This window comes from Segatella sinensis (assembly GCF_040095255.1).
Lineage (GTDB): Bacteria > Bacteroidota > Bacteroidia > Bacteroidales > Bacteroidaceae > Prevotella > Prevotella sinensis.
In genome coordinates this window covers 23,684-46,036 of the sequence record NZ_JBBNGE010000009.1, presented here as the reverse complement: position 1 = coordinate 46,036, position 22,353 = coordinate 23,684, and the positions used below count along the sequence as shown (strand labels likewise).

Below are 22,353 nucleotides of genomic sequence, written 5' to 3'. Positions count from 1 at the left end.
CCGAAACAAATAGGGGTAAAATACTATATTATATTATTTTACAATAAAGAGTTTATCCCCCCGGATTTCCAATGGCATTGGGATGTTATCAGTAAAGAGCTGACCGGTGCCTAAGCCCTGAGGCATCTCTACATTCGGACCATATACCTTGGCTGCATAATGGGCGATGGCATTCAGCCCGATGTTACTCTCCAATGCCGAGGTAATCCAACTGCCAATACCACGCTGACTGGCCAACTGGATCCACTCGTTGCAACCATAGATTCCACCATGGAGCGAAGGCTTCAGGATGATATACTGTGGACGAATGGTATCGAGCAAAGCCTCCTTCATGCTTCTCACATTCACGCCAATCAACTCCTCATCCAAGGCGATGGGGAGCGGAGTTTCCCTACAGAGCTGCGCCATTTTAGGCCACTGATGCTGCCTGATAGGCTGCTCGATGGAATGAATATCATACTTAGCCAAAGCCTCCAACTGACTCATGGCATTCTCTGGCAGAAAACCACCATTGGCATCCACTCTCAGTTCTACCTGTTCCTGGGTATAGACATCACGAATGCGCTTGATGAGATCGAGTTCCTTGAAGAAATCAATGGCACCAATCTTCAGTTTCACACAATGGAAACCCGCCTGGAGCTTCTCCTCCAGTCGTGCCAGCATCTCCTCGTAAGTACCCATCCATACCAGTCCGTTGATGGTGATACCCTCTTCTCCTTTTCCGAAAGGAGAGTCGAAGAGATCTACCAGGTTCTCCATTCCTACAGGAACAGAGACCCCTTTCTGCTTCAACATTTCTGAAGAAGAAGATGCTCCTTCAGCAGGAACAATCTCCAAAAACTTCTTCGCCGCATCGAAGAACGAAGCGAAGGCAGTTTCCAAGCCGAAGGTGATGCTAGGGTAAGCACGAATCATATCGTATGGGATGCGTCCCATCTGCTCCACCATCTGACATACCTGTCGAAGGGTGACAGCATATTCCGGTTTGGCATCGCAACTGAGATCAGGGAGCGTAGCACACTCACCCACTCCCTCCACTCCCGGCAATTCATCCGATGTAAGGGTGAGATAATAACTGTGTCTCGTGGTATATACGCCACGAGACGTGCCTGCCGGCTGCTTGAAGTGGAGCGTGCGCTCCGAGATGTCTATCTTATACATTCTTTATATATCTATATATCAATACTATCGAATTCTTCACTCTTCGTTCTTCACTTTTCATTCTTCACTAAAAAGAAGTGCTCTTCACTTAACCTACTTCTTCTGTTTCAATTCGTAGAGATCCTTGCGACGGTCACGAAGATTTCGAACGGCACCGTAGGTATGAAGCTCATTCAGGAGATTCAAGTCAACATCTGATACGAGAATCATCTCGGTATTCGGTGTTGCCTCCGAACGCTTGCCATCGTTAGGGAAGGCGAAGTCGCAAGGAGTGAATACGGCACTCTGGGCATACTGGATATCCATATTGTGAACACGTGGCAGGTTACCCACACTACCTGCAATGGCTACATAGCATTCGTTCTCAATGGCACGTGCCTGGGCACAGACTCTCACTCTAGAGTAAGCATTCTGCGTATCGGTCATAAATGGAACGAAGAGGATCTGCATACCATCCTCTGCCATCAGACGGGAAAGTTCAGGGAACTCCACATCATAGCAGATCACGATACCAATCTTACCACAATCAGTATCAAAGGTCTGGATATGGCTACCGCCGCTCAATCCCCAGCACTTCTGCTCATCAGGAGTTACGTGAATCTTCTCGTACATATCCACGCTACCATCTCTACGGCAAAGGAAACCGACATTGTAGAGGGAATCATCCTTGAGATAAGGCATACTACCCGTGATGATGTTGATGTTGTAACTGATGGCCAACTCACGGAATCGGTCACGGATTTCATCAGTATATTGAGCCATCATGCGGATGCTCTGTGCCTCACCCAAATCGTTGAATCTCGCCATCAATGGCGCATTGAAATACTCTGGGAAGAGGATGAAATCGCTCTTATAGTCGCTCACGGAATCCACGAAGAACTCTACCTGCTCAAAAAGGTCGTCTACCGAAGCGTATGGACGCATCTGCCACTGTACCAAGCCGATTCTCACGGTTGGCTTTCTATCTACATAAGAATCCGTAGTTGGCTGATAGTAGATGTTATCCCACTGCAAGAGGGTTGCGCAGTGTTCGCTCTCCTCATCACTAGGAAGATAGTTGCGGATGACACGGCGAACGTGGAAGTCGTTGGAAAGCTGGAAGGTAAGAACCGGGTCATAGATTTCACGGTTTCTTACGTGCTCGATGTACTCCTTAGGGCGCATCTTGTCGGCATACTTATGATAGTTTGGAATACGACCTCCAAACATGATAGCCTTCAGGTTGAGCTTCTCGCAGAGTTCCTTGCGATACTCATACATACGGCGAGCCAATCGCAAGCCACGATAGTCTGGGTGGATAAATACCTCAATACCATAAAGGATGTTTCCATTAGGATCGTGGGTATTGAAGGTTTCATTACCTGTCACCTGAGCATAGGTATGGTCGCCTTTCACCATATTATAGTTGACGATGATAGAGAGCGCACAGCCCACAATCTTATCATCCACGATGATAACCACCTGTCCCTCAGGGAAGATAGTAATGAGTTTCTTAATCTGTTCTTTTGTCCAGAATACATCTGAGTCTGCGTAAATACGCTTAAACGACTTGGCGAGCTGGTCATAATCCTCCATGTGGAGGTTGCGCATGCTCACCTTTTCGATTTTTCGAGTTGGCTCCATAACAACTGTATTTTTATTATTATCTAAATCCGGGTGCAAAGATACAGCAAATTATAGATACGACAAAGAGTTTTCGCAAATAATTGATATTTACGAAAACTCTTTTCATATATTTTGCTGTAAGAAAGCCTTTTGGCTTAGAATTTAACGCAAAAACTTGGCATCTTCCTGCGGTATTGCCTCGTCATGATCATCGAGATAGAGCAACTTTACCGGATGATATTTATCACTTGCCACCGAATATTCATCCTGACGATAATGGGTCTGAATGCCACCGATGCCCAACATGGTATGAAAAGCCGAAAGACTACTCTGTACCTGTTTTGACCGATTTTCTCCCAATGCCTTCAATATATCCGGATATTGTTTACTGAATCCTTCAGAAGTCCAGATGATGAAAGGCACATGCAGTTCGTAATCCGAAGCCTTCGGAGCAGCATGAAGGAAGAGGCAGCGCTCATCATCGAAAATATTCTCTCCATGATCGCTGGTATAGAGCATCGCTGATATAGGCTGACCATATACCCCATCCGTCTTAGTCTGTATCCCCTCCCATTTCTGCAGACGTTCAATGATACCATGCAGGATATAATCTGTATATCGGATGGTATTATCATAGGCATTCAGGAGGTCACGCCGATTCTCCGACTTTGCCTCACTCCTGCTATCGGGCTTGAAATAAGCGAAACTACGGGGATAACGCTCCTGATAATTGAAGTGAGAACCATAGGTATGAAGAACGACAAAGAGCTTGCGATAACGGTAATGGGCAGACGAGGAAGCATCAGCCTTGGGCAATATCTCATCCAGTTTCTGCAACAAATCCTCATCATAATGATTACCTTGCAAAGCATCCTCTTTCTTCAGAAAATAATGTTCATCAGCCTGTTCTCCCAAAAAATCGATAAACGAATGATTGGGCAACTGGTTGCTGATAAACACAGTATGGAATCCGGCTTCCTTAAAGGCCACCAAGATGCCTTTCTCATGAAAAAGGCGCTCAAAATCCTCTGCCGAAGCAGCCGACAGAAGCATCGGTACACTCTTGTGGGTGGTGTTGCTCTGCGTGGTTGCATCAGGGAAAGCCATAATACCCTGCGTTTTGGAAAGCAGAGGATTGGTATTCCGAGGATAACCATAGAGACTGAAGTTATGGGCTCGTGCCGTCTCTCCCACTACCATCACATACACCTCAGGAGCTTCCACATCGTGCCCACTCCGGGCATCAAACCGGAAGTTACGGCTTACCTCCCTGTAATTCTCCGATGCCGCATTGCGCTCGAAAGCCAGATAGAGATTGTAGCAGACGTTGACAGGATAGAGCTGATTGCGCATCCGGTAATCATCCACCACCACATAGCATGCCAGCAGACAGAAGAGACCGATAGCCCCCACCTCCATCAGCCATTTGCGAACGTGATGCTGAAAAGAGACAGATAACTGACGCTTCTTCCTGATATGGATGACAGCCAGAATGAGCAAGGGAAGATAAATCACAAAAACACCTACCACGGCAGGTACCAGATTGTCCAGCAGTTCCATCACCTCTCCTGGATTGGTAGTCACGAGATTCAGGAACATATCCACCGCTATCACTCCTGTACCGAAGAGATAGAGCAACACCAGCTGGAAGGCTGCGAAAAAGACAAAGAGAAATGCCCACCATACCATCTTGCCCGGACATCTGGCTACGGAAAAGAACCACATATACAGAGCCAGAGGCAACAGCACATTGGCTGCGCCCGCCCAGAAAGACAATCTTTCGGTAAAGCACAGGGCGATGTTGGGCAGCAGCAATGCCACCACCGCATACCAGTAAAGGAAGGTGCCCGAAGACACCTTATTATATATAGTATTACATATAGAATGATTCATAGACTACACCTTTTATATATATAGAGCAAATCGTGAAAAGAATTCATGAGCATATCGTGAAAGCATCGTGAATGCATCATGAAAAAGTCTCATCAAAATGCCTCGTTGATATTGAAGAGGAAGCCAGACTGTCCCGACTTTCCAAATCCATAATCCAATCGTACATTCACATTCTTCTTGAACTCCCAGCGATAGCCTACTCCCGCATTCGGCAGAATCAGTCTGCTTCGCAACGCAGAGAACTTAGGGAAAACTGTACCTGCTCCAGCCCAGACCACAATACCATTTCGCTTCCAGACATGCTGGCGCAACTCCACGGTAGCCTCCAGGGAATGCTTGTCGCGATAGCGGCCCTCGTAATAGCCACGCATCGAACTGGTACCTCCCAGTTCCGCCATCATACCCCATGAAGGATTGCCGAAATTGAGATTGGCTCCGAAATCCTCGGCAAGAATCGTTCCCTTGCCCAGTCGCTGATAGGCATCAAAACGGAAATGAGTCGTACTAAAGGCATAATCGTTACCCATAAATTCTGGCCGGAACATCTGCTTCAGATTCAGATAGATACCCCGGTGCGGATTGGTAAGATTATCTCGGTTGTCATAAACCAAAGATACGCCCACTCCTACATTCCAGGTATGCTTATCCATCCCCTGCAGCAATTCCGGGCACTCTATCTGCTTGCCTATCACATAGTCGTAAGCTGCCATCGGTCCCACATAGAAGTTATCGGCTACCCTGAACAGAAAACTGGCTTCTGCCTGAGCCTGCCAACGCTTCATATCACTCTTGTTGTCATCGTTATCGCCCATCTCGTAACCGATTCCCCAGAAATCGGAAGGGAAGGAATAGAAATAGAGATGATAATCAATGCGGTAACGACCGGCAGGAGCTATATGATTGCCCCGAACACCCAACATATAGAAGCCCACCGAACTGACATCACCGAAAAGCGATACATTGGAAGGCGGCAAAATGCTATCGTTAGGATCGGTGCGGTAAAGTCCTGCAGCCACCATTCCCAGACCAAACTTGGTATCAGAAGCATAGTGAGGACCTCCAATTACGCTGAAGTCGAACCGCTTATGCTGCTTGTTCTTGTTGGCATCATTGAAGTAGTCTAGGAATCGCGTCATCCACGATTTCTTGACCTGCTGGGCTGTATCCACCTTCTCTGAAGAGAGAGTATCTGAAGAAATTGGATCCGAGGCATAGCTGCTTAATGCCATCATCGCAAAAAGTATGGTTAGAATATGCTTCATAAAGTCAATATTTTCCTGTTGATTCTTTTTTCGTCATTTACTAATAAACCTGTGATACATCATTAATATACCAGTGACACATTATCTATCCACAAGGTGTTGCCTGGTGTTCCGATATAGGCACCGCCATCCGAAGAAGAGAACTGGAGAATGAGATGAGTAGGCGTTTCATCGGCAGCAGCCCATCCCACTTCTCTTACGGGCACACTCTTACCCTTGCTGTTGCGGGCATAATCGGTAGAACGGAGTCCCATCGTTGCGGCATGGTAGCCAGCCATGTGACGAATATCACCATAGTGGATGGTATAGGTTGCATCTTCCACCCATCCATTCGTACTCTTGCCGTATCGTACCACCATCGTACCCACTCGCTTGGCTGTGATATTACCCTTGGCATCCTCGTGACGCTTCTGAAGATAGAGCACCACGATGGCATGGTCTCTTCCAGCCACAGTAGAGGCACCACTGAATCCATTCTGTTTGATACGGTTGGCAACATTAGGAAGAGAGGTCTTGTAATCGAAACGCAAAGCCTTAGGACGAGCCGTAAACGGAATACCCCAGTTGATAGCCTTTGGACCATCCTTGGTACTGGTGATCGGTTCACGAACATCTCCCAGGAAAAGGGAACCAGCTGCAAGTACCTTGATATTGATAAGTCCCAACACCTTTACCTTTTCTATATGAGTCTCCAGTTTGGCGCAATAGCCACTGCCGTGCCTGTCGCGATAAACCGAATTATTGGTCTTGTAAATGCCGGAAACATGCGCAAGAACATTGGATGAGCCCCAAGGAGACCCACCCTTATTGGTATATGGAGTATTGCCATGGATAGTCATATTAGGTCCTACGGCATAAATGGTTTTCTGATTACCACCAATGATAGCCGACTCTTTGATATTTCTGATTACCCAGTGGTCCATGTTTCCATATTTCAGAGGAACCACTTTTTCCTGTCCCTGCATAGGAAGGCATAACAAAATAGCAAGCGCTAATGCTATGCCGAAAATTACCTGTTTTTTCATATCTATTACTTTTATCTTTCTAGATGCTGCAAAGATAGAAAAACTTTTCGTACTTTCGGGTTTTCAAAGTACTAAAAAATGAAATATTAAGAAATAATAATATATTTAGGGGATTTTAATCGATGAAAAACAAAAAAAGCCCCGCAAGAGCAAAAGCTTGGGATAGTGAAAGCTTTTGCTCTTACAGGTGTCTATTAACGGTTAGAATACATGTTGTCGTAGTACTTCTGGTAATCACCAGAGGTTACGTTGTCCATCCATTCCTGGTTATCGAGATACCATTTTACGGTCTCCTCGATACCCTCCTCAAACTGGAGTGATGGCTCCCAACCGAGTTCCTTCTGAAGCTTGCGAGAGTCGATGGCATAACGCATATCGTGACCCTTTCTGTCTGTTACGTAAGTGATGAGATCCATATCCTCGCCTTCCTTTCTGCCGAGCAGACGGTCAACGGTCTTGATAACCACCTTGATGATATCGATGTTCTTCCACTCGTTGAAACCACCGATGTTGTAAGTCTCGGCAATCTTACCCTTGTGGAAAATCATATCGATGGCACGGGCATGATCTACTACATACAACCAGTCACGGACATTCTCACCCTTACCATATACTGGCAATGGCTTGCGATGACGGATGTTGTTAATGAACAGCGGAATCAACTTCTCAGGGAACTGGTATGGACCGTAGTTGTTAGAGCAGTTGGTCACGATGGTTGGCATACCGTATGTATCGTGGAAAGCACGCACGAAGTGGTCTGAGCTTGCCTTGGATGCAGAGTATGGAGAGTGAGGATTGTACTTGGTTGTCTCCAGGAAGAACTCCTCGCCGTAAGCCTCGTGGTTCTTACCGCTGGATGCCTTGGTGGTGAAAGGAGCAGGAACGCCTTCAGGATGAGTCATCTGCAATGCACCATACACCTCATCGGTAGAGATGTGGTAGAAACGCTTGCCCTCGTAACCCTCTGGAAGACTCTCCCAGTAAATCTTTGCCGCCTGGAGCAGAGACAGGGTACCCATCACGTTGGTCTGAGCAAAAGTGAATGGATCCTTGATACTTCTATCTACATGGCTCTCGGCAGCGAGATGGATGATGCCATCCACCTTGTAGTCCTGCATCAGCTTCAACATCAGGTCGAAATCACAGATATCACCCTTAACAAAAGTATAGTTAGGCTTGTCCTCAATGTCCTTGAGGTTAGCCAGGTTACCTGCGTATGTCAACTTATCGAGGTTGATGATGTGATACTCAGGATATTTGTTCACGAAAAGTCTTACTACGTGTGAGCCGATGAAACCAGCACCGCCCGTGATAATGATATTCTTCATTTCAATTCTTTTTTATATTATAATTATTTTGCTTCCGCCAATTCGGCGATACATTTCTTCAAACTGTCTGTCCAGTATGGCACCTTGAAACCGAAGGTCTGCTTCAGCTTGCTCTTGTCGAGCACTGAGAAGTGAGGACGCTTCACTGGGCTTGGGAACTCCTCGCTGTAGCAAGGCTGGATATCGCAGGTATTGCCGCTGAGTTCGCAGATAATCTTGGCAAAATCGAACCAAGAGCATACACCCTCGTTAGAGAAATGATAGATGCCAGTCTTGTCGAGTTGGTTGGTCTCGATGATGTGAGAGATGACAGCAGCCAGGTCGCCGGCATAGGTAGGAGTACCCACCTGGTCGAATACCACCTTCAGGGAGTCGTGACTAGCCGTGAGGTTCTGCATTGTCTTCACGAAATTCTTACCCCACTGAGAGTAGAGCCAAGCCGTACGGATGATGATGTGCTTGCAGCCAGTAGCCTCGATGCTCTTTTCTCCGGCGAGCTTGGTCTTGCCATATACGCCGAGCGGATTGGTTTCCCAGTCTTCCTTGCAAGGAATGTTCTTGTCGCCCTGGAACACATAGTCTGTGCTCACATGAATCAGGGTTCCCTCCACTTCCTTCATCGCCTGAGCCAAGTTGCCTGCTGCCGTATTGTTGAGCAGGTTGGCGAGATCGAAGTCGCTCTCCGCCTTATCCACGTTGGTATAGGCAGCACAGTTAACAATAACCTGGATATCATTTTCCTTCACCTTTTCGCGGATAGCGTCAAGGTTAGTAATATCCAATTTCTCATAGCCTTCAGCCACATCGGTGAAGACAAACTTGTGATTGCTGTTTTTGGCGCAAATCTGCATCTCATGACCGAGCTGACCATTAGCACCTGTAACTAATATATTCATATTTTGCTGTGATACTAGTTAATGATAATACATTATATATATATATAAAATATGTGGCAAAGATAATGAATTATTCCGAGCTACACAACTTTTATGAAGACAAAAAGATTCATAGTAACATAAATTATACTTTAAGGAAGTACAACCCTATAAAAACAAAAAGCCCGCCGCCTTCTTTCACAAGAAAACGACGAGTCTTTCCTAAACATAATAGTAAAGCATTGCTGCTTTTTTGAAAGCAAATAGATTCAATCAAGCAGGCTTCCTATTTCAATCAATCTTTCCCCTAAGAAACTAATACTGTTATTTAAATCAACATACTAAATCAACAAAAGGAATATTTATATACCTTTAAACTTTAGAAGACTTGAAGTGGTTTTTAAACCAAAGTTATTTTTACTGCTTTTTTGAATTCCGCTGCAAAGATACGTACTTTTTTGGCTATCTGTACACCCTAGTAGGCGTATAGTAAATAAAATATAGATTTGCTAGATATATAACCTACCGATTATCAGTATTTTAACCCATTTAAGTATTTTTATCAAAGTAAATGCTTTTATTAGAAATCTTTTCTATATCTTTGCAGCGTAAACAACAAAAATCGTACAAAAGGATAAAAAATGAAGCAGTACATACTTTTATTATTCATCATGATACCACTTCTCTCCTATGGCAAGACCGATGAGGAAAAGCTATTGGAGCGGGTTGACCACGCCATAGAAATGGACAGCCACTACAAGCAACAGAAAGAGAAGGAGCTCAAACGACTGAGACGACTGGCAGGCGATGCAATCACTGACGAGGAAAGGTTATGCTACCTCGACAGTCTCTATCGAGCCTATAGTAACTATCGCTACGACTCGTCATGTGCCTATGTGAGTAAAGGACTCCAACTGGCAGAAGCTACCCATAACACCTTTTATATTACTTGCTTTAAGATACACCGGGCATCCGCACTCTCGGTGGGAGGATTCTATGCCAAGGCGGAAAACATTCTGAAAACACTCGACCCTAAACAAATGCCCTACGAACAAAAGCTGTATTACTACTTCACCTATGCCTGGCTGTTCAATTACTGGGAATCTTACGCTGCCAAATCGGAATTTGCAAACGATTTCAAAGCCAAGAAGAAGTATTATATGAGAATTTTGCTTGATAACTTCAATGAAAAAGGCAAGAAGTCGGCTTATTACCAGTATCTGAAGGGAGAATATATCTTTCTCAGCTCTCCTACCCACAAAAGCGTCTTAGACCACTATCTCAATGCTTTCAAGAAGACGGCTAAAAATGACCGACTGCATCCTATGTCTGCATACGGCATAGCACGTTACTACAAAGGCCTCGAACGGTATGATCTGTATTTGAAGTATCTGGTAGAGGCTATAGAGTCTGATGGGATTTGCCAACTCAAGGAGACAATAGCCCTTCAAAAACTTGCCTATTTTCTCTACGAAACGGACAAAGACAACAGCAAGCGTGCCACCCGATATATTCAGCATTCCATGGAGGATGCCCAGTTTTTCAACAACCGCCTCCGTATGATAGAGATTTCAAACATCCTGCCAGTGATTACTACAAGCAACCAGCAGGCTGCAGAACGTTCCCGTACCCGAATGGAGATTGGACTCATCTGTGCCTGCATCATCTTAACCATCATTCTGAGTCTTACGATAGCCAACACCAAACAGAAAAACAGTTTGAAGAAAAACCGACAGGAGATTGCGGCACAGAACAAACAGCTGGCTGAACTCAACAAGCGACTGATGGATACCAATAAGCGACGTGAAACCTACATGACTCTCTTTATGGATATCAGTGCCCTGTATATCCGCAAACTGGATGACTACAGAAAACTGGTGAGCAGAAAAGTAAAAGCCAAGCAGACAGACGACTTACTGAAGAGCATCAACAGTTTCAAGCTGGCAGAAGAGGAATCGTCTATGTTCTACATCCGTTTCGACAAGGCTTTCATGGAACTGTATCCGAATTTCGTTGAGGAACTGAATACACTTCTCAAGCCTGAGCACCATATCGTGCTGCCACCTTCTAATGAGCTGACAACCGAAGTAAGAATCTATGCCCTGATGAGACTGGGCGTAACGGATAGCCAGGAAATAGCAACCCTGCTGTACTACTCTACCCAGACCATCTACAATTACAAGTCGGGAATGAGAGCCAAGGCGCTCAACAGGGAAACCTTCGAGTCGGATATCAACCGACTCTGCCACATTATATAATAAGTAAGTTCCGCACGCCCTGAGGGCGTACGGAACTTACTTATAAAAGATTAGTCACGATGGATAACGGTTCCGTTAGCCTGATGGGTAGCAAGAACCAGGACTTCTGCAATCTGCACATGTTCCGGAGCACTGGCAGCATAGAAAGCCACATCCGCAATATCATCACCATTCAAGGGTTCGATACCCTGATAAACACTGGCAGCACGCTGATTATCTCCATGGAAACGGACATTAGAGAAATTCGTCTCCACCAAGCCGGGCTTGACATTGGTAACACGCACCTTGGTATGAGCCACATCAATACGCAAGCCATCGGTGATAGCCTTGACGGCAGCCTTGGTAGCACAATATACATTGCCACCAGCGTAAGCCGCATCACCAGCCACACTACCTATATTAATAATGTGTCCATGATTACGTCTCACCATACCAGGAACAATCAGACGAGTCATGGTGAGGAGTCCCTTGATATTGGTATCAATCATCTGATCCCAATCCTCGAAACTACCCTGATACTCAGGTTCCAGACCACGAGCCAAGCCTGCATTATTGATCAGCACATCAATATTGCGCCAACCCTGCGGAATATAATCCACAGCCTTTCTTGCCGCTTCACGGTTACGCACATCAAAAGCCAGAGCAAGGACCTGTACCCCCTCTGCCTCCAACGCTTTCTTGAGAATTTCCAGTTTTCCGGTGTTTCTACCCGTAATGATCAAATCGTAGCCACCTCTTGCAAAGCGGCGTGCACAACCCTCGCCAATTCCGCTGGTTGCACCTGTGATAAGAGCAATTTTCATATACTTTGAACTTTGATATTTGAACTTTGAACTTTATGATTAGTTTGCCTGGAGCAAAATCTTCCTGATTTCTCTATGATTCCATTATAGGATGAGAACTCTCACTTCGGCATTCGCCATTTTCTCTATCTGATTCATCGGGCATTTGTAATACACACTCTGAATCGCCTTGTTGATGATACCATGACCAACTGCGAGTATCGTCTTATCTGGATACGCCACCTTCAACCAAGTGAGGAAGTTCTGTGCCCTCGACTTCATCCGCTCCAGGGTCTCGACATTATCCGGCCAATCCTTCGGATCTTTGGGAAGAGAAGGAATGAACTTACCCGTAAAATCTCCCCAGTCACGTTCTCTGATTAAAGGAGTCGTCTCTATTCTCTGGAGAATATCGTCTTCCGTCAAGAATGTAGAAGCATCTGCAGTTCCCTTCAAGTGCATTTCTGCCTCCAAATGGGGACGGGCAATGATGGCACAAGTCTGCATGCTGCGATAAAGATCGCTCGAAACGAAGACGTCAATGTGGTCATTTGCCATTTTCCTTGCCACTTCTTCAGCCTGCTGAATGCCCACGTCATTCAGCCTTCCTGGAGTCTGCCCCTGCATAATCTGGGCGGCATTATCCATGGTCTCACCATGTCGAACTAAATATAGCTTTGTCATATTGAATATTGATCATCATCAGATGGCCATTCACCCATCTATTTTATTTTTGCTTACAAAATTACTGATAATAATTGAAATGAAGGAATAAATTGCGTTAAATATGATATAAAAGCGAGAGAAAAAACTTGTGGTATCAAAAATCTTTCGTACTTTTGCAATAGAATGGAAATACTTTTCAAGAAAAGGAAACGCAATATTGCAACACAACATTATAAATCAATTGATATGAAAGTAATACAAAGTTCATTATTTCGAGCCTTATGCGCCATCATTGTAGGTGCTCTACTCATACAATACAGAGAACAGACAGTCACCTGGATTACCATTGCCATCGGTGTATTGTTTTTCCTCTCAGGCGTATTCTCATTACTCAGTTATATGAGTGCCAAGCGAAATGCAGAGAAAATGAAGGGACAGTATCTCTACGATGCACAAGGCAACCATATCATAGGTATGCGCCCTAACTTTCCTCTTGTAGGACTCGGTTCTCTCATCTTCGGCCTGGTACTGGCACTGATGCCAAATGTATTCATTGCCTGGCTGATGTTTATTCTCTCGACAATACTGATTATGGGCGCCCTTACCCAAATGGCGAATCTGGTATCTGCAGCCAAGATGGGCAGAGTGGGCATTGTATATTGGTTGATGCCTACACTCCTGCTGCTGTTGGGGTTGTTCACCCTCTTCAGCCCATCATCCATTGCCTCTGCCCCATTACTCGTTATCGGATGGGCAATGCTGGTATATGGCGTAGTAGAAGCCGTCAATGCCCTGAAGGTTTCCAACAACCGACGCAGATGGCAGAAGACACAGGAAATACAAAAGAGATAATACGAAAAAAGCTTCCATCATGGGATTCATATCCGAATGATAGAAGCTTTTATGGTTTTAATCTACCAATCCCTCTACATATCTGCAGAGAATACCGATACCGGTAGCATTCTCTCCTCCCTGAGGAATGATGATGTCTGCATAGCGCTTGGTTGGTTCGATAAACTGTTCGTGCATTGGTTTGAGCACCTTCAGATAACGATCTACCACCATGGAAACCGTACGCCCCCGATCGATGGTATCACGCTGAATGTTACGGATCAGGCGCTCATCGGCATCTGTATCCACAAACACCTTCAAGTCCATCAAATCACGTAATTCCTTATCCACCAAAGTCATGATTCCCTCTATGATTATCACTGGCTTAGGTTCTACATGAATCGTTTCCTTCTCGCGGTTACACTTCAGATAACTATAGGTAGGCTGCTCGATTGCCTTACCGGCACGAAGGTCGGCAAGCTGCTGATGAAGCAACTTCCAATCGAAGGCATCTGGATGATCGAAGTTGATGGCTCTACGCTCTTCCTCAGTCATGTGGGTTGTATCATTATAATAAGAATCCAGAGGAACAACTGCCACGAAATGAGGAGGCAAAGCTTCCACCAATCTCTTGACTACGGTAGTCTTACCGCATCCGGTACCACCAGCGATACCGATCACTGTTACTTTATTTTCTGCCATATCTCTTATTTTTCCAATATATCATTAAACATTTTCCGATAATACTCCGCCTTCTTCTCTACAGCCATCGGATAAGCCCTACTGCTGCTAGGCATACGATAGAGACGGAACTTACGGTTTTCGAATTCAAACTCCACAAATCCTCCCATCTCCGGTTTTTCCCTGATACCGAAGTGATCGGAAAAGACTTTGGTTGCCAGTTGTCCAGCAGTAAGTACCGCCGTGCAATTAGGCAGGGAACGGAGCATGCCGTCCAGGTCGGAAGGCTGAACCACCTGCAAGTCTTTGTCAGATGCCGTATTCTTGGTACGGATCACCTGCTGGGCAGTATCATAGATAGCCACCCCCTTCTGCATCAGGAACTCCTTGATGGCATCCAGGCGATAAGTCTTGTGCTCCACATCTACGAAATGAAACTTGTCATCAAAGTAGATGATACCGAAGATTCGCCACATATCATTCTGGAAATTAGGATAATACCAGGGCATACACCAGCGCTTTTCTGCCGGCGGAAAGGTTCCGAGCATCAGCAACCTGGCATTGCCCGGCAACCATGGTTCAAAAGGATGAGACTCTAACATTTCTACTTCTTTTTTACCAGATACAGTACTACTGGCAAGTGGTCGCTATATCCATTCAGCCATTTACCGCCAGCCTTGGTACGCAACGGCGCTCCCTGATAACGACCCTCCTGCTGGATGAGATAATCTCTGCGGAACACCTGATGATTCCAGTACTTCAGACTGCGATAGCCCTTCTTCTTTCCATCCTTGTTCAGAAGATTAGGAGTCAGCACAATCTGATCGAAGAGATTCCATTTTCCCCTGTAGTAAAGAGTTCCTTTTGCTTCCTTTGCCAGGATGTTATACCAAGGGTTATACACATCCCCCTCACCTACTTCTGAGATTTCCGGCTTGGCACGGAGAACCTCATACATGCTCTTGCTGGTAGGATCATCATTCATATCTCCCATCACAAACACCTTCATTTCAGGATTCAGGCGAAGCAGGGAGTCTTTCACAGCCTTGGTCTGACGGGCACCACTCTCACGATAGAAAGAACCGGAGAACTGACTTGGCCAGTGACAAACGATGACCGCCACATCATCCCCCGCCATCTCACCTCTCACCGTAAGAAAGCCACGGGTATAAAAGGCAGAATCCTTTGCCAACTCCTGCACATAAGGAACCAGCTTCACATTCTTCACCGTAAAAAGAGCCGGATTATAAAGCAGTGCACAGTCGATGCCTCGCTTATCCGGACCTTCGATATGGCAGAACTGCATATTGCGAGCCTTCAAAGGCGGCTGGGCAGTAAGGTCTCTCAGTACATTGGCATTCTCAACCTCGGCAAGACCGATGAAGGCGCAACCTGCATCAGGCAGCACATCCGTACCCATATCAGCCAAGGCACGAGACATATTCTTCAACTTACTCGTATATTTCTCGCTATTCCATCCCTTAGCAGGCTGATACTCATCATCATTCTTGCCGGCATCATGACAGGTATCAAAGAGATTCTCCTGATTATAGAATCCAACGGCATAAACCTGGAACTTTTTAAGGTTGAATTTCTGCTCCGCTTTCTGCGCCCAAGCACCCAAGCCAGCCATGAGCAGGGCTGCCAATAATAGCATTTGTCTTTTCATTCTTTTTCTCGCTTTAAAGTTATAACTATATGATACATCATCTGATGTTCTCAAACTAATATGCAAAGATACCGCATTAATTACAATTATCATCATAAATGGGAATAAAATTTTGAGTTTTCATTCATTTTTAACACATCCAGCCCCCTTTTTACCACTCTAAAAGATCATTTTCCACCTTATTTATATACACACAGACATCTAAATCCCCAATATTTCTAAAAAACACCAGGAAATATTTGGTGATTTCAGGAAAAAGCAGTAACTTTGCACCCTGAATTAGGTAAAGGCTATAATGGGCATGCCCTGAAGAGGGACATGAAATGATGTGAAAGCATCCCCATAACGTCTATTTTTTAACAAATTAATAATAAATAAAAGAAAAATGAAAAAAGGTATTCATCCAGAGAACTATCGTCCTGTAGTATTTAAGGATATGTCTAACGGCGATATGTTCCTCTCTCAGTCAACATGCAAGACTAACGACACTGTAGAGTTCGAGGGCGAGACTTATCCAGTTGTTAAGATTGAAATTTCCAGCACCTCTCACCCATTCTACACAGGTAAGAGCAAGCTCGTTGATACTGCTGGTCGCGTTGACCGCTTCATGAGCCGTTACGCTAAGTTGAAGAAGTAATATATATACCTTTTTTAATAAGGATATATAATATCGAAAGATAGAAAGTGCATTCCAACGTAGTTGCATATACGTAGGAATGCACTTTTTTGTGTTTATACCAATCAGGTATTCAAACAAAAAGAGAGCCAAGATGGACTATCCCATCCTGACTCTCCATACTATGTGAAATAAAAGCTTTCAGTAAAACTATCTTCTCTTGTTCAATTGCTTCACCGTGCCAGCCATTGGCTTCATGGTTACTCCACTGCCGAATGAAGTTACAGCTGATGCAGAACGTGTAAGCTTCTTGGCATAACCGGTAGTAGAAACCTCAGATAAATCGAAGTAGATGATATCCCCCTTCACCTTACCGGTACCAATCATATAACCATAGAAGGTATTATAATTCTTGCCTTTCTCGGCACCGAGATGGAAACCGTACTGGCTAGCACCTGCATCCAACACGAAGGTGGCACCACTGGCATACTTCAGGTAGATATCTCCATTGTTATCGATATACCAGGAGAATTTCAGGGTCTCCTGATCGGTAACATTTCCCTGATTATCATAAACCTCATCTATCTCCACACCACTTCCACTCAGGGCATCGCTCTGGTTTCCGCTCTGATAGAATATCATATTGGCATAAAACTCATCATAGCCTCTTGACATACCATCATCCTGGATATAGGAATACTTCACCGGACCATACCACTCACCAACCAAGGTCATCGCCTCATCGATCAGATCATCATCATGTGATCCTTGCGAACCTTCATACCAATAATCCTGGTTCCATCCCCAGCCACCATGGTTGTAATCATCGTACCATCCATAAGGATCATCCCAATAATCATCATCCCAAGGATCATCATCACAACTGGTAAACGTAAAGGATACCGCAGCTATCGCCATCAGCATCACGAAAAGTCTCATTTTTCTCATATCGTAAGATTTTTATTTTATTGTTAATATCCGTACAGAACTCAGACCCTTAACAGATCTGGTTCCTTGAATGATGGTGCAAAGATAAGGCAATTTTTACACCTAGCAAAGGGAAAAGAGGAATAATCTAGGGGAAAATCCCTATTATATAACAGTTTTTCCCTACAAAACCTTGTCATTCTCAAAAAAATACACTATCTTTGCATCAATATTTATGCATATTTACCAACAAAGGCTAACAAACAGAATGTCAAAAACAGATAATATGATTAAGAGAGCCATTTATAGCATACTCCTCATACTCATAACCTCACTGAAGGTTATGGGACTCCCCTACTGCGATGTTCGCAAATTCTCCATCATCGACGGACTTGCCGCCAACACGATTTCCGGCATAACCCAGACACCCGACCGCCTGATGTGGTTCAGCACATGGAATGGAATCTCCTATTATGACGGAAATTCATTCCATACCTTCCGTGATGAGGCAGACGATATCGATCTTCTTTCCACCAACCGCTTCATGGGCATCTATGCAACAGCCAGAAACAACGTGTGGTGTATCACTGCGAGCAGACGCCTCTATGCCTACGAGACCATATTGTGTACCTTTATTCCTGTAGGTGACATCATCAATAAAACATATAACATCGATCTGCGCGTAGATAAGATTTATCCAATCAAACAAGGCAACACCTGGGTAACAACCCAGTCAGGCGATTATCTGATACGTATCAATGGACTCCAGAGAGAGGGAAATATTCCAGAACTCATCAAGGTCGGACAAGACGGACTCCGAAGCGGAAACGTATGGCATATCCGGGCAGATAAGAAAAAACGCGAATGGATTCTCACCGACAAGGGAACTACCATCTACCACCATCAATTCAGCACCCCCATCCCCTTCAAATGGGTAAGAGAAGTGGGCGATAATATCTTCCTTGCCACCCAAGATGGACGCCTCGCCGTATTCGATGAGAACAACAAGCTGAATATGATACCACTCCCAGCCGGAGTAACCCGCATCAATCAGCTCAAGAACACTGGCTATCAGCTCCTGATAGCTACTAACCTGGGAATGATCATCTACAATCCACGCACCTTCAAGACAGAAATCATCAACGTACAAAGCCCTGGCCAGCCATTAGCAGAGGTAAAGAATATCTATACGGATGATTTCGGTATGGTATGGGTATTTACGGATGGTATGGGTGTAACCCTGGTAAATCCAAAGACTTCAACCAAGCAATGGCTGTTTGCCGACCAACAGGATCCTATGGACCGCACCACCTCCGACAGTTTCTTCATCACCCAAGATGAAAACAAGACTCTATGGATTGTGCCGAATGGAGGAACCTTCAGCTACTTCGACCGCAAAGCCGGCAAACTGGTACCTTATCTCCTGAGGAGCAACTCTTCGGGCAACTACCGTGTGCCTACGATCGGAAAGCATTTCCTTTCCGATCAGGGAATCCTCTGGATAGCAGGCACTCACGATCTTACCCAGGTAGCCTTCAAGAACCATACGTATCGCTTAAACAAACTGGAGAATGGAGAAGCAGAAGTACGTGCACTCTGCAATACTCCAGAAGGATACCATTGGACCGGTTATGCGAATGGTGTCGTGCAAGTAACTGACAGTAAGTATCAAACCGTAGGTTATCTGGCTCCAGGCGGTCAGATTGTACCTAACCAGGTGCCATTCTGTCCATATCCAGTATTTTCAATCTTCTGTGATACACGGGGCAGGATGTGGATAGGAACCAAAGGCGACGGACTCTATGTCCGGTCGCATGAAGGCGTAAGCCATTACGAGCACAATCCAGCCAACAAGGCATCGTTACCGCACAACGACATTTATGATGTAGTAGCTGACCGCCATGGCAGAATATGGGTTGCCACCTATGGTGGCGGACTGGCTCTTGCCCAAGAAGGCGAAACTGGTCTATTCTTCTACAACAGGAACTTTGGTTTGCCATGGCCTCAGAATAGTTTTGCAAATATACGATGCGTTTTCTGTACCCCTACAGGAGAAATTCTGGTAGGTACCACAGACGGTCTCATTACATTCGGCGATAACTTCAGGAATCCGCAACAGATCAAGTTCTATCAAACCTGCTATATTCCCAACGATACCACATCATTGGCAGCCAACGATGTCAACTTTATCATAGAGCATAGCAATGGCAAGACCTACTTCTCTCAGTTAGGAGGAATTCTGGAAAGCATCGTCAACAAGAAACTGCTGCAGGACAACTTGAAAACAAAGTATTTCAAGAACATCAACTATAATGAGGGTATCGTGCAAAGCATGATAGAAGATAACGAGGGCAACCTATGGGTAATCCGTGAGTCGAGTATCGACAAATGTAATCTGAAGACAGGAAAGACCACCGTTTTCGGTCCGAACGACTTCGATTACAACATCTCCTTCACCGAGGCTCGCCCTACCCATGATCCAGCCACGAACGACATTTCCGTAGGAACTCCATTCGGATGGCTGACCTTCAATCCAGCTACCCTGAAGAAGAGTCAATACCAGGCTCATATCATCTTCACTTCGCTGCACTTTACCGGCGAAAGCGAGTCTATCCCTATCCTGCATAGCGAGAAGATCGTGATTCCAGCCAACAAGCGAAACCTGACCATCAGCTTCGCTTCGCTCGATTATTCACGTAAGTATCAGATGAAATACCGCTATCGACTGGAGGGACAAACTCCTCCAGGAATATGGATTGACAATGGTAGCAGCAATACTATCGGCTTCAACCGAATCTCACAGGGAGACTATATTCTCAAGGTATCAGCCACCAACTCCCATGGTGTATGGAGCAAGTACATTGCAGAACTTCCTATCGAGGTACGTCCTACTTTCTGGGAAAGTGTATGGGGCAGATTCACCCTGCTGCTAATGCTCGCTGCAGTAGTGGCAAGTATATTCTACTCCTATAACAGGAAGCAGCGTGAAAAGCTGGAGCACGAAATGAGTCTGATGAAGAACGACTTCTTCAGCGATGCCAGCCATAAGTTGCGCACCCCGCTGACCCTGATTGGCGGACCACTGCAACACGTCCTGGAAACAGAGCACGGCATCACCCGAAACAGTAGGGAAATGCTCGTCATTGCCCTGAAGAACTCAAGAGAAATGCTGAATATGCTCAACAAGGTACTGAGATTCGACGACAATGCCAACTTCCTGGTCAACGGCGGACTCAACGAAAACGTCAATGAGGAAGGCAATGAGATGGAAAAAGTTGAAGGCGAAATAGACGACACCACCGTATCCAAGTACCTGAAGGAATTGGAAGAAGAAAAGAAAAAAGAAAAGGCAAAGCACGAAGAGGAGGAAAACCAGAAGGGTACAGCCTCTAACAAACCAAGCAAGAACCTCACCATTCTTGTTGTGGAAGACAACTCCGACCTGCGCCTATATCTCAACAGCGTACTCGAAGAAAAGTACAATGTGCTCCTGGCAGAAAACGGCAAGGTGGGTCTCTATAAGGCTCGTACAGAGATGCCAGACTTTATCCTCACCGATGTAACCATGCCTGTGATGGATGGCATCACGATGATACGTGAAATCAAGCAAGACCGTACCATCTCGCATTTACCTATCATCATCCTCTCGGCAAAAGCCAGTGTGGAAGACCAGTTGAAGGGATTCGAACAGGGAGTGGATGGCTATCTTACGAAACCATTCTCTACCTCCTACCTGATAGGACGTATCGAGGCTGCCATCAACAAACGCAAGGCTACGCAGACAGACATAGCCAAGATGATGAAGCAGAACGGAAAAGTTGGATATGCTGGAAAGAATGAAAATTCAGGAAATGCCGAAGCAGCAGAAATCTTCCAACCAGCTACAGAGCCAAGAAAGACGCTCAGTGAGCTGAACTTCGATATCCAGGAAAAGGAAAGAATGGCTGAGGAGAAAAAGTCGGAACTGAAGAGCTATGCATTCATGGAAAGTCAGATCAACGACAAGACCATGGGTAGGATTCTGAAGTACGTGACCGACAATATGGGCAGTCCAGACCTGAAGATAGACGACATCGCAGATGCCATCGGTATGAGTCGAAGTGTACTCTACAACAAAATCAAGCAGGCTGTAGGCATGACACCAATCGACTTCGTGCGCCATATCCGAATCATGAGAGCCTGCGAATTGCTGCAGCAGACCAATGATCCGCTTACCAGCATCGCTTTCGAAGTAGGATTCAGCGACCCTAAGTACTTCTCCAAGGTATTCAAGAAAGAACTGGGTATTGTTCCTAGCGAATATCGCGAACGAACCAAGGAATAAAAGACTGGAAATTGTCTTCTATAAATCTATAGAATAGGCAGAACTTTTTGTTCTGCCTATTTTTGTGTTTATTCGGTAAAAAAAAAAGCGTATAAAGCGCAAAAAAAATGGCAGAAGAGAACAAAAACAGGGCATTTAATACTTTTTAAGACGAAATACATAAAAATTAATATTGTTAATGATACAACTTAAAGAAAAAATGTGTATCTTTGCACCAAGTTCTTAGAAAAGTTAAATGATAGATTAATCGTAAGGCTTCTCTCCTATTTTATATTTTGAGTTAGGAAAGAAGACGAAAGAGTCCGGGGATTGTGAAATTCCCGGACTCTTTTTATTTCACCCAACCACCTTTATCCCCCCTATGCACCTTACAAATGATAACTCAGGCTATTTTTTTAGAAAATTTATGCAAACTATTTACTATTTCTAAAAGAAAAATAGTACCTTTGC

At 45.0% G+C, this 22,353-nt stretch carries 17 protein-coding genes; 4 read left to right on the top strand and 13 right to left on the bottom strand.

Features of this window, described 5'->3' with window-relative positions; translation table 11 throughout:
- Nucleotides 1-33: 33 nt before the first annotated feature.
- The 7 genes from AAAT87_RS04145 to rfbD form a co-directional block, all read right to left on the bottom strand.
- A complete protein-coding gene (locus tag AAAT87_RS04145) occupies nucleotides 34-1,161 on the bottom strand; it encodes an o-succinylbenzoate synthase (RefSeq protein ID WP_349225722.1) in 1,128 nt (375 codons plus the stop codon).
- Nucleotides 1,162-1,254: 93 nt separating this feature from the next.
- Nucleotides 1,255-2,784: a carbon-nitrogen hydrolase family protein gene (locus tag AAAT87_RS04140; RefSeq protein ID WP_298531626.1), complete on the bottom strand. Its 1,530-nt coding sequence runs from the start codon at nucleotides 2,782-2,784 to the stop codon at nucleotides 1,255-1,257.
- Nucleotides 2,785-2,928: 144 nt separating this feature from the next.
- Complete coding sequence (locus tag AAAT87_RS04135; RefSeq protein WP_349225721.1) at nucleotides 2,929-4,659, bottom strand: phosphoethanolamine transferase family protein; 1,731 nt, start codon at nucleotides 4,657-4,659, stop codon at nucleotides 2,929-2,931.
- Between the two features lie 92 nt (nucleotides 4,660-4,751).
- A complete protein-coding gene (locus AAAT87_RS04130; RefSeq protein ID WP_428848563.1) occupies nucleotides 4,752-5,891 on the bottom strand; it encodes a BamA/TamA family outer membrane protein in 1,140 nt (379 codons plus the stop codon).
- 92 nt (nucleotides 5,892-5,983) lie between these two features.
- Nucleotides 5,984-6,946 carry a PCMD domain-containing protein gene (locus tag AAAT87_RS04125; protein WP_349225719.1) on the bottom strand — a complete coding sequence of 321 codons (963 nt, stop codon included), beginning with the start codon at nucleotides 6,944-6,946 and terminating at the stop codon, nucleotides 5,984-5,986.
- A 194-nt stretch (nucleotides 6,947-7,140) separates the two neighbouring features.
- Nucleotides 7,141-8,274: a dTDP-glucose 4,6-dehydratase gene (locus tag AAAT87_RS04120; RefSeq protein WP_153091067.1), complete on the bottom strand. Its 1,134-nt coding sequence runs from the start codon at nucleotides 8,272-8,274 to the stop codon at nucleotides 7,141-7,143.
- A 23-nt stretch (nucleotides 8,275-8,297) separates the two neighbouring features.
- Nucleotides 8,298-9,170 (bottom strand): dTDP-4-dehydrorhamnose reductase, encoded by an 873-nt coding sequence (rfbD, locus tag AAAT87_RS04115; protein WP_296972871.1) that lies wholly within the window; start codon nucleotides 9,168-9,170, stop codon nucleotides 8,298-8,300.
- A 620-nt stretch (nucleotides 9,171-9,790) separates the two neighbouring features.
- Between rfbD and AAAT87_RS04110 the strand changes: the two genes are divergently transcribed.
- A complete protein-coding gene (locus tag AAAT87_RS04110) occupies nucleotides 9,791-11,407 on the top strand; it encodes a DUF6377 domain-containing protein (protein ID WP_349225718.1) in 1,617 nt (538 codons plus the stop codon).
- A gap of 50 nt (nucleotides 11,408-11,457) precedes the next feature.
- Here AAAT87_RS04110 and AAAT87_RS04105 read toward each other — a convergent pair whose 3' ends face one another.
- Both AAAT87_RS04105 and AAAT87_RS04100 read right to left on the bottom strand, forming a co-directional pair.
- Nucleotides 11,458-12,210: an SDR family NAD(P)-dependent oxidoreductase gene (locus tag AAAT87_RS04105; RefSeq protein ID WP_349225717.1), complete on the bottom strand. Its 753-nt coding sequence runs from the start codon at nucleotides 12,208-12,210 to the stop codon at nucleotides 11,458-11,460.
- 84 nt (nucleotides 12,211-12,294) lie between these two features.
- Entirely contained in the window at nucleotides 12,295-12,873 is a 579-nt protein-coding gene (locus AAAT87_RS04100) for a histidine phosphatase family protein (RefSeq protein WP_295023677.1), read from the bottom strand.
- 228 nt (nucleotides 12,874-13,101) lie between these two features.
- Between AAAT87_RS04100 and AAAT87_RS04095 the strand changes: the two genes are divergently transcribed.
- Entirely contained in the window at nucleotides 13,102-13,707 is a 606-nt protein-coding gene (locus tag AAAT87_RS04095; protein WP_295023676.1) for a DUF308 domain-containing protein, read from the top strand.
- A gap of 57 nt (nucleotides 13,708-13,764) precedes the next feature.
- Here AAAT87_RS04095 and udk read toward each other — a convergent pair whose 3' ends face one another.
- Genes udk through AAAT87_RS04080 form a run of 3 tightly spaced genes read right to left on the bottom strand, consistent with a single transcriptional unit; the run spans nucleotide 13,765 to nucleotide 16,036 of the window.
- Complete coding sequence (gene udk, locus AAAT87_RS04090) at nucleotides 13,765-14,388, bottom strand: uridine kinase (protein WP_293465337.1); 624 nt, start codon at nucleotides 14,386-14,388, stop codon at nucleotides 13,765-13,767.
- Between the two features lie 5 nt (nucleotides 14,389-14,393).
- Nucleotides 14,394-14,969, bottom strand: coding sequence for a uracil-DNA glycosylase family protein (locus tag AAAT87_RS04085; RefSeq protein WP_349225716.1), 576 nt, complete (start codon nucleotides 14,967-14,969; stop codon nucleotides 14,394-14,396).
- A 2-nt stretch (nucleotides 14,970-14,971) separates the two neighbouring features.
- On the bottom strand, nucleotides 14,972-16,036 hold the full coding sequence (locus tag AAAT87_RS04080; RefSeq protein WP_349225715.1) for an endonuclease/exonuclease/phosphatase family protein: 1,065 nt from the start codon (nucleotides 16,034-16,036) through the stop codon (nucleotides 14,972-14,974).
- 385 nt (nucleotides 16,037-16,421) lie between these two features.
- Between AAAT87_RS04080 and AAAT87_RS04075 the strand changes: the two genes are divergently transcribed.
- A complete protein-coding gene (locus AAAT87_RS04075; RefSeq protein ID WP_089542903.1) occupies nucleotides 16,422-16,673 on the top strand; it encodes a type B 50S ribosomal protein L31 in 252 nt (83 codons plus the stop codon).
- 189 nt (nucleotides 16,674-16,862) lie between these two features.
- Here AAAT87_RS04075 and AAAT87_RS04070 read toward each other — a convergent pair whose 3' ends face one another.
- Nucleotides 16,863-17,600, bottom strand: coding sequence for a hypothetical protein (locus tag AAAT87_RS04070; RefSeq protein ID WP_296972875.1), 738 nt, complete (start codon nucleotides 17,598-17,600; stop codon nucleotides 16,863-16,865).
- Nucleotides 17,601-17,847: 247 nt separating this feature from the next.
- Between AAAT87_RS04070 and AAAT87_RS04065 the strand changes: the two genes are divergently transcribed.
- Entirely contained in the window at nucleotides 17,848-21,903 is a 4,056-nt protein-coding gene (locus AAAT87_RS04065) for a hybrid sensor histidine kinase/response regulator transcription factor (protein ID WP_349225714.1), read from the top strand.
- Nucleotides 21,904-22,353: the final 450 nt, after the last annotated feature.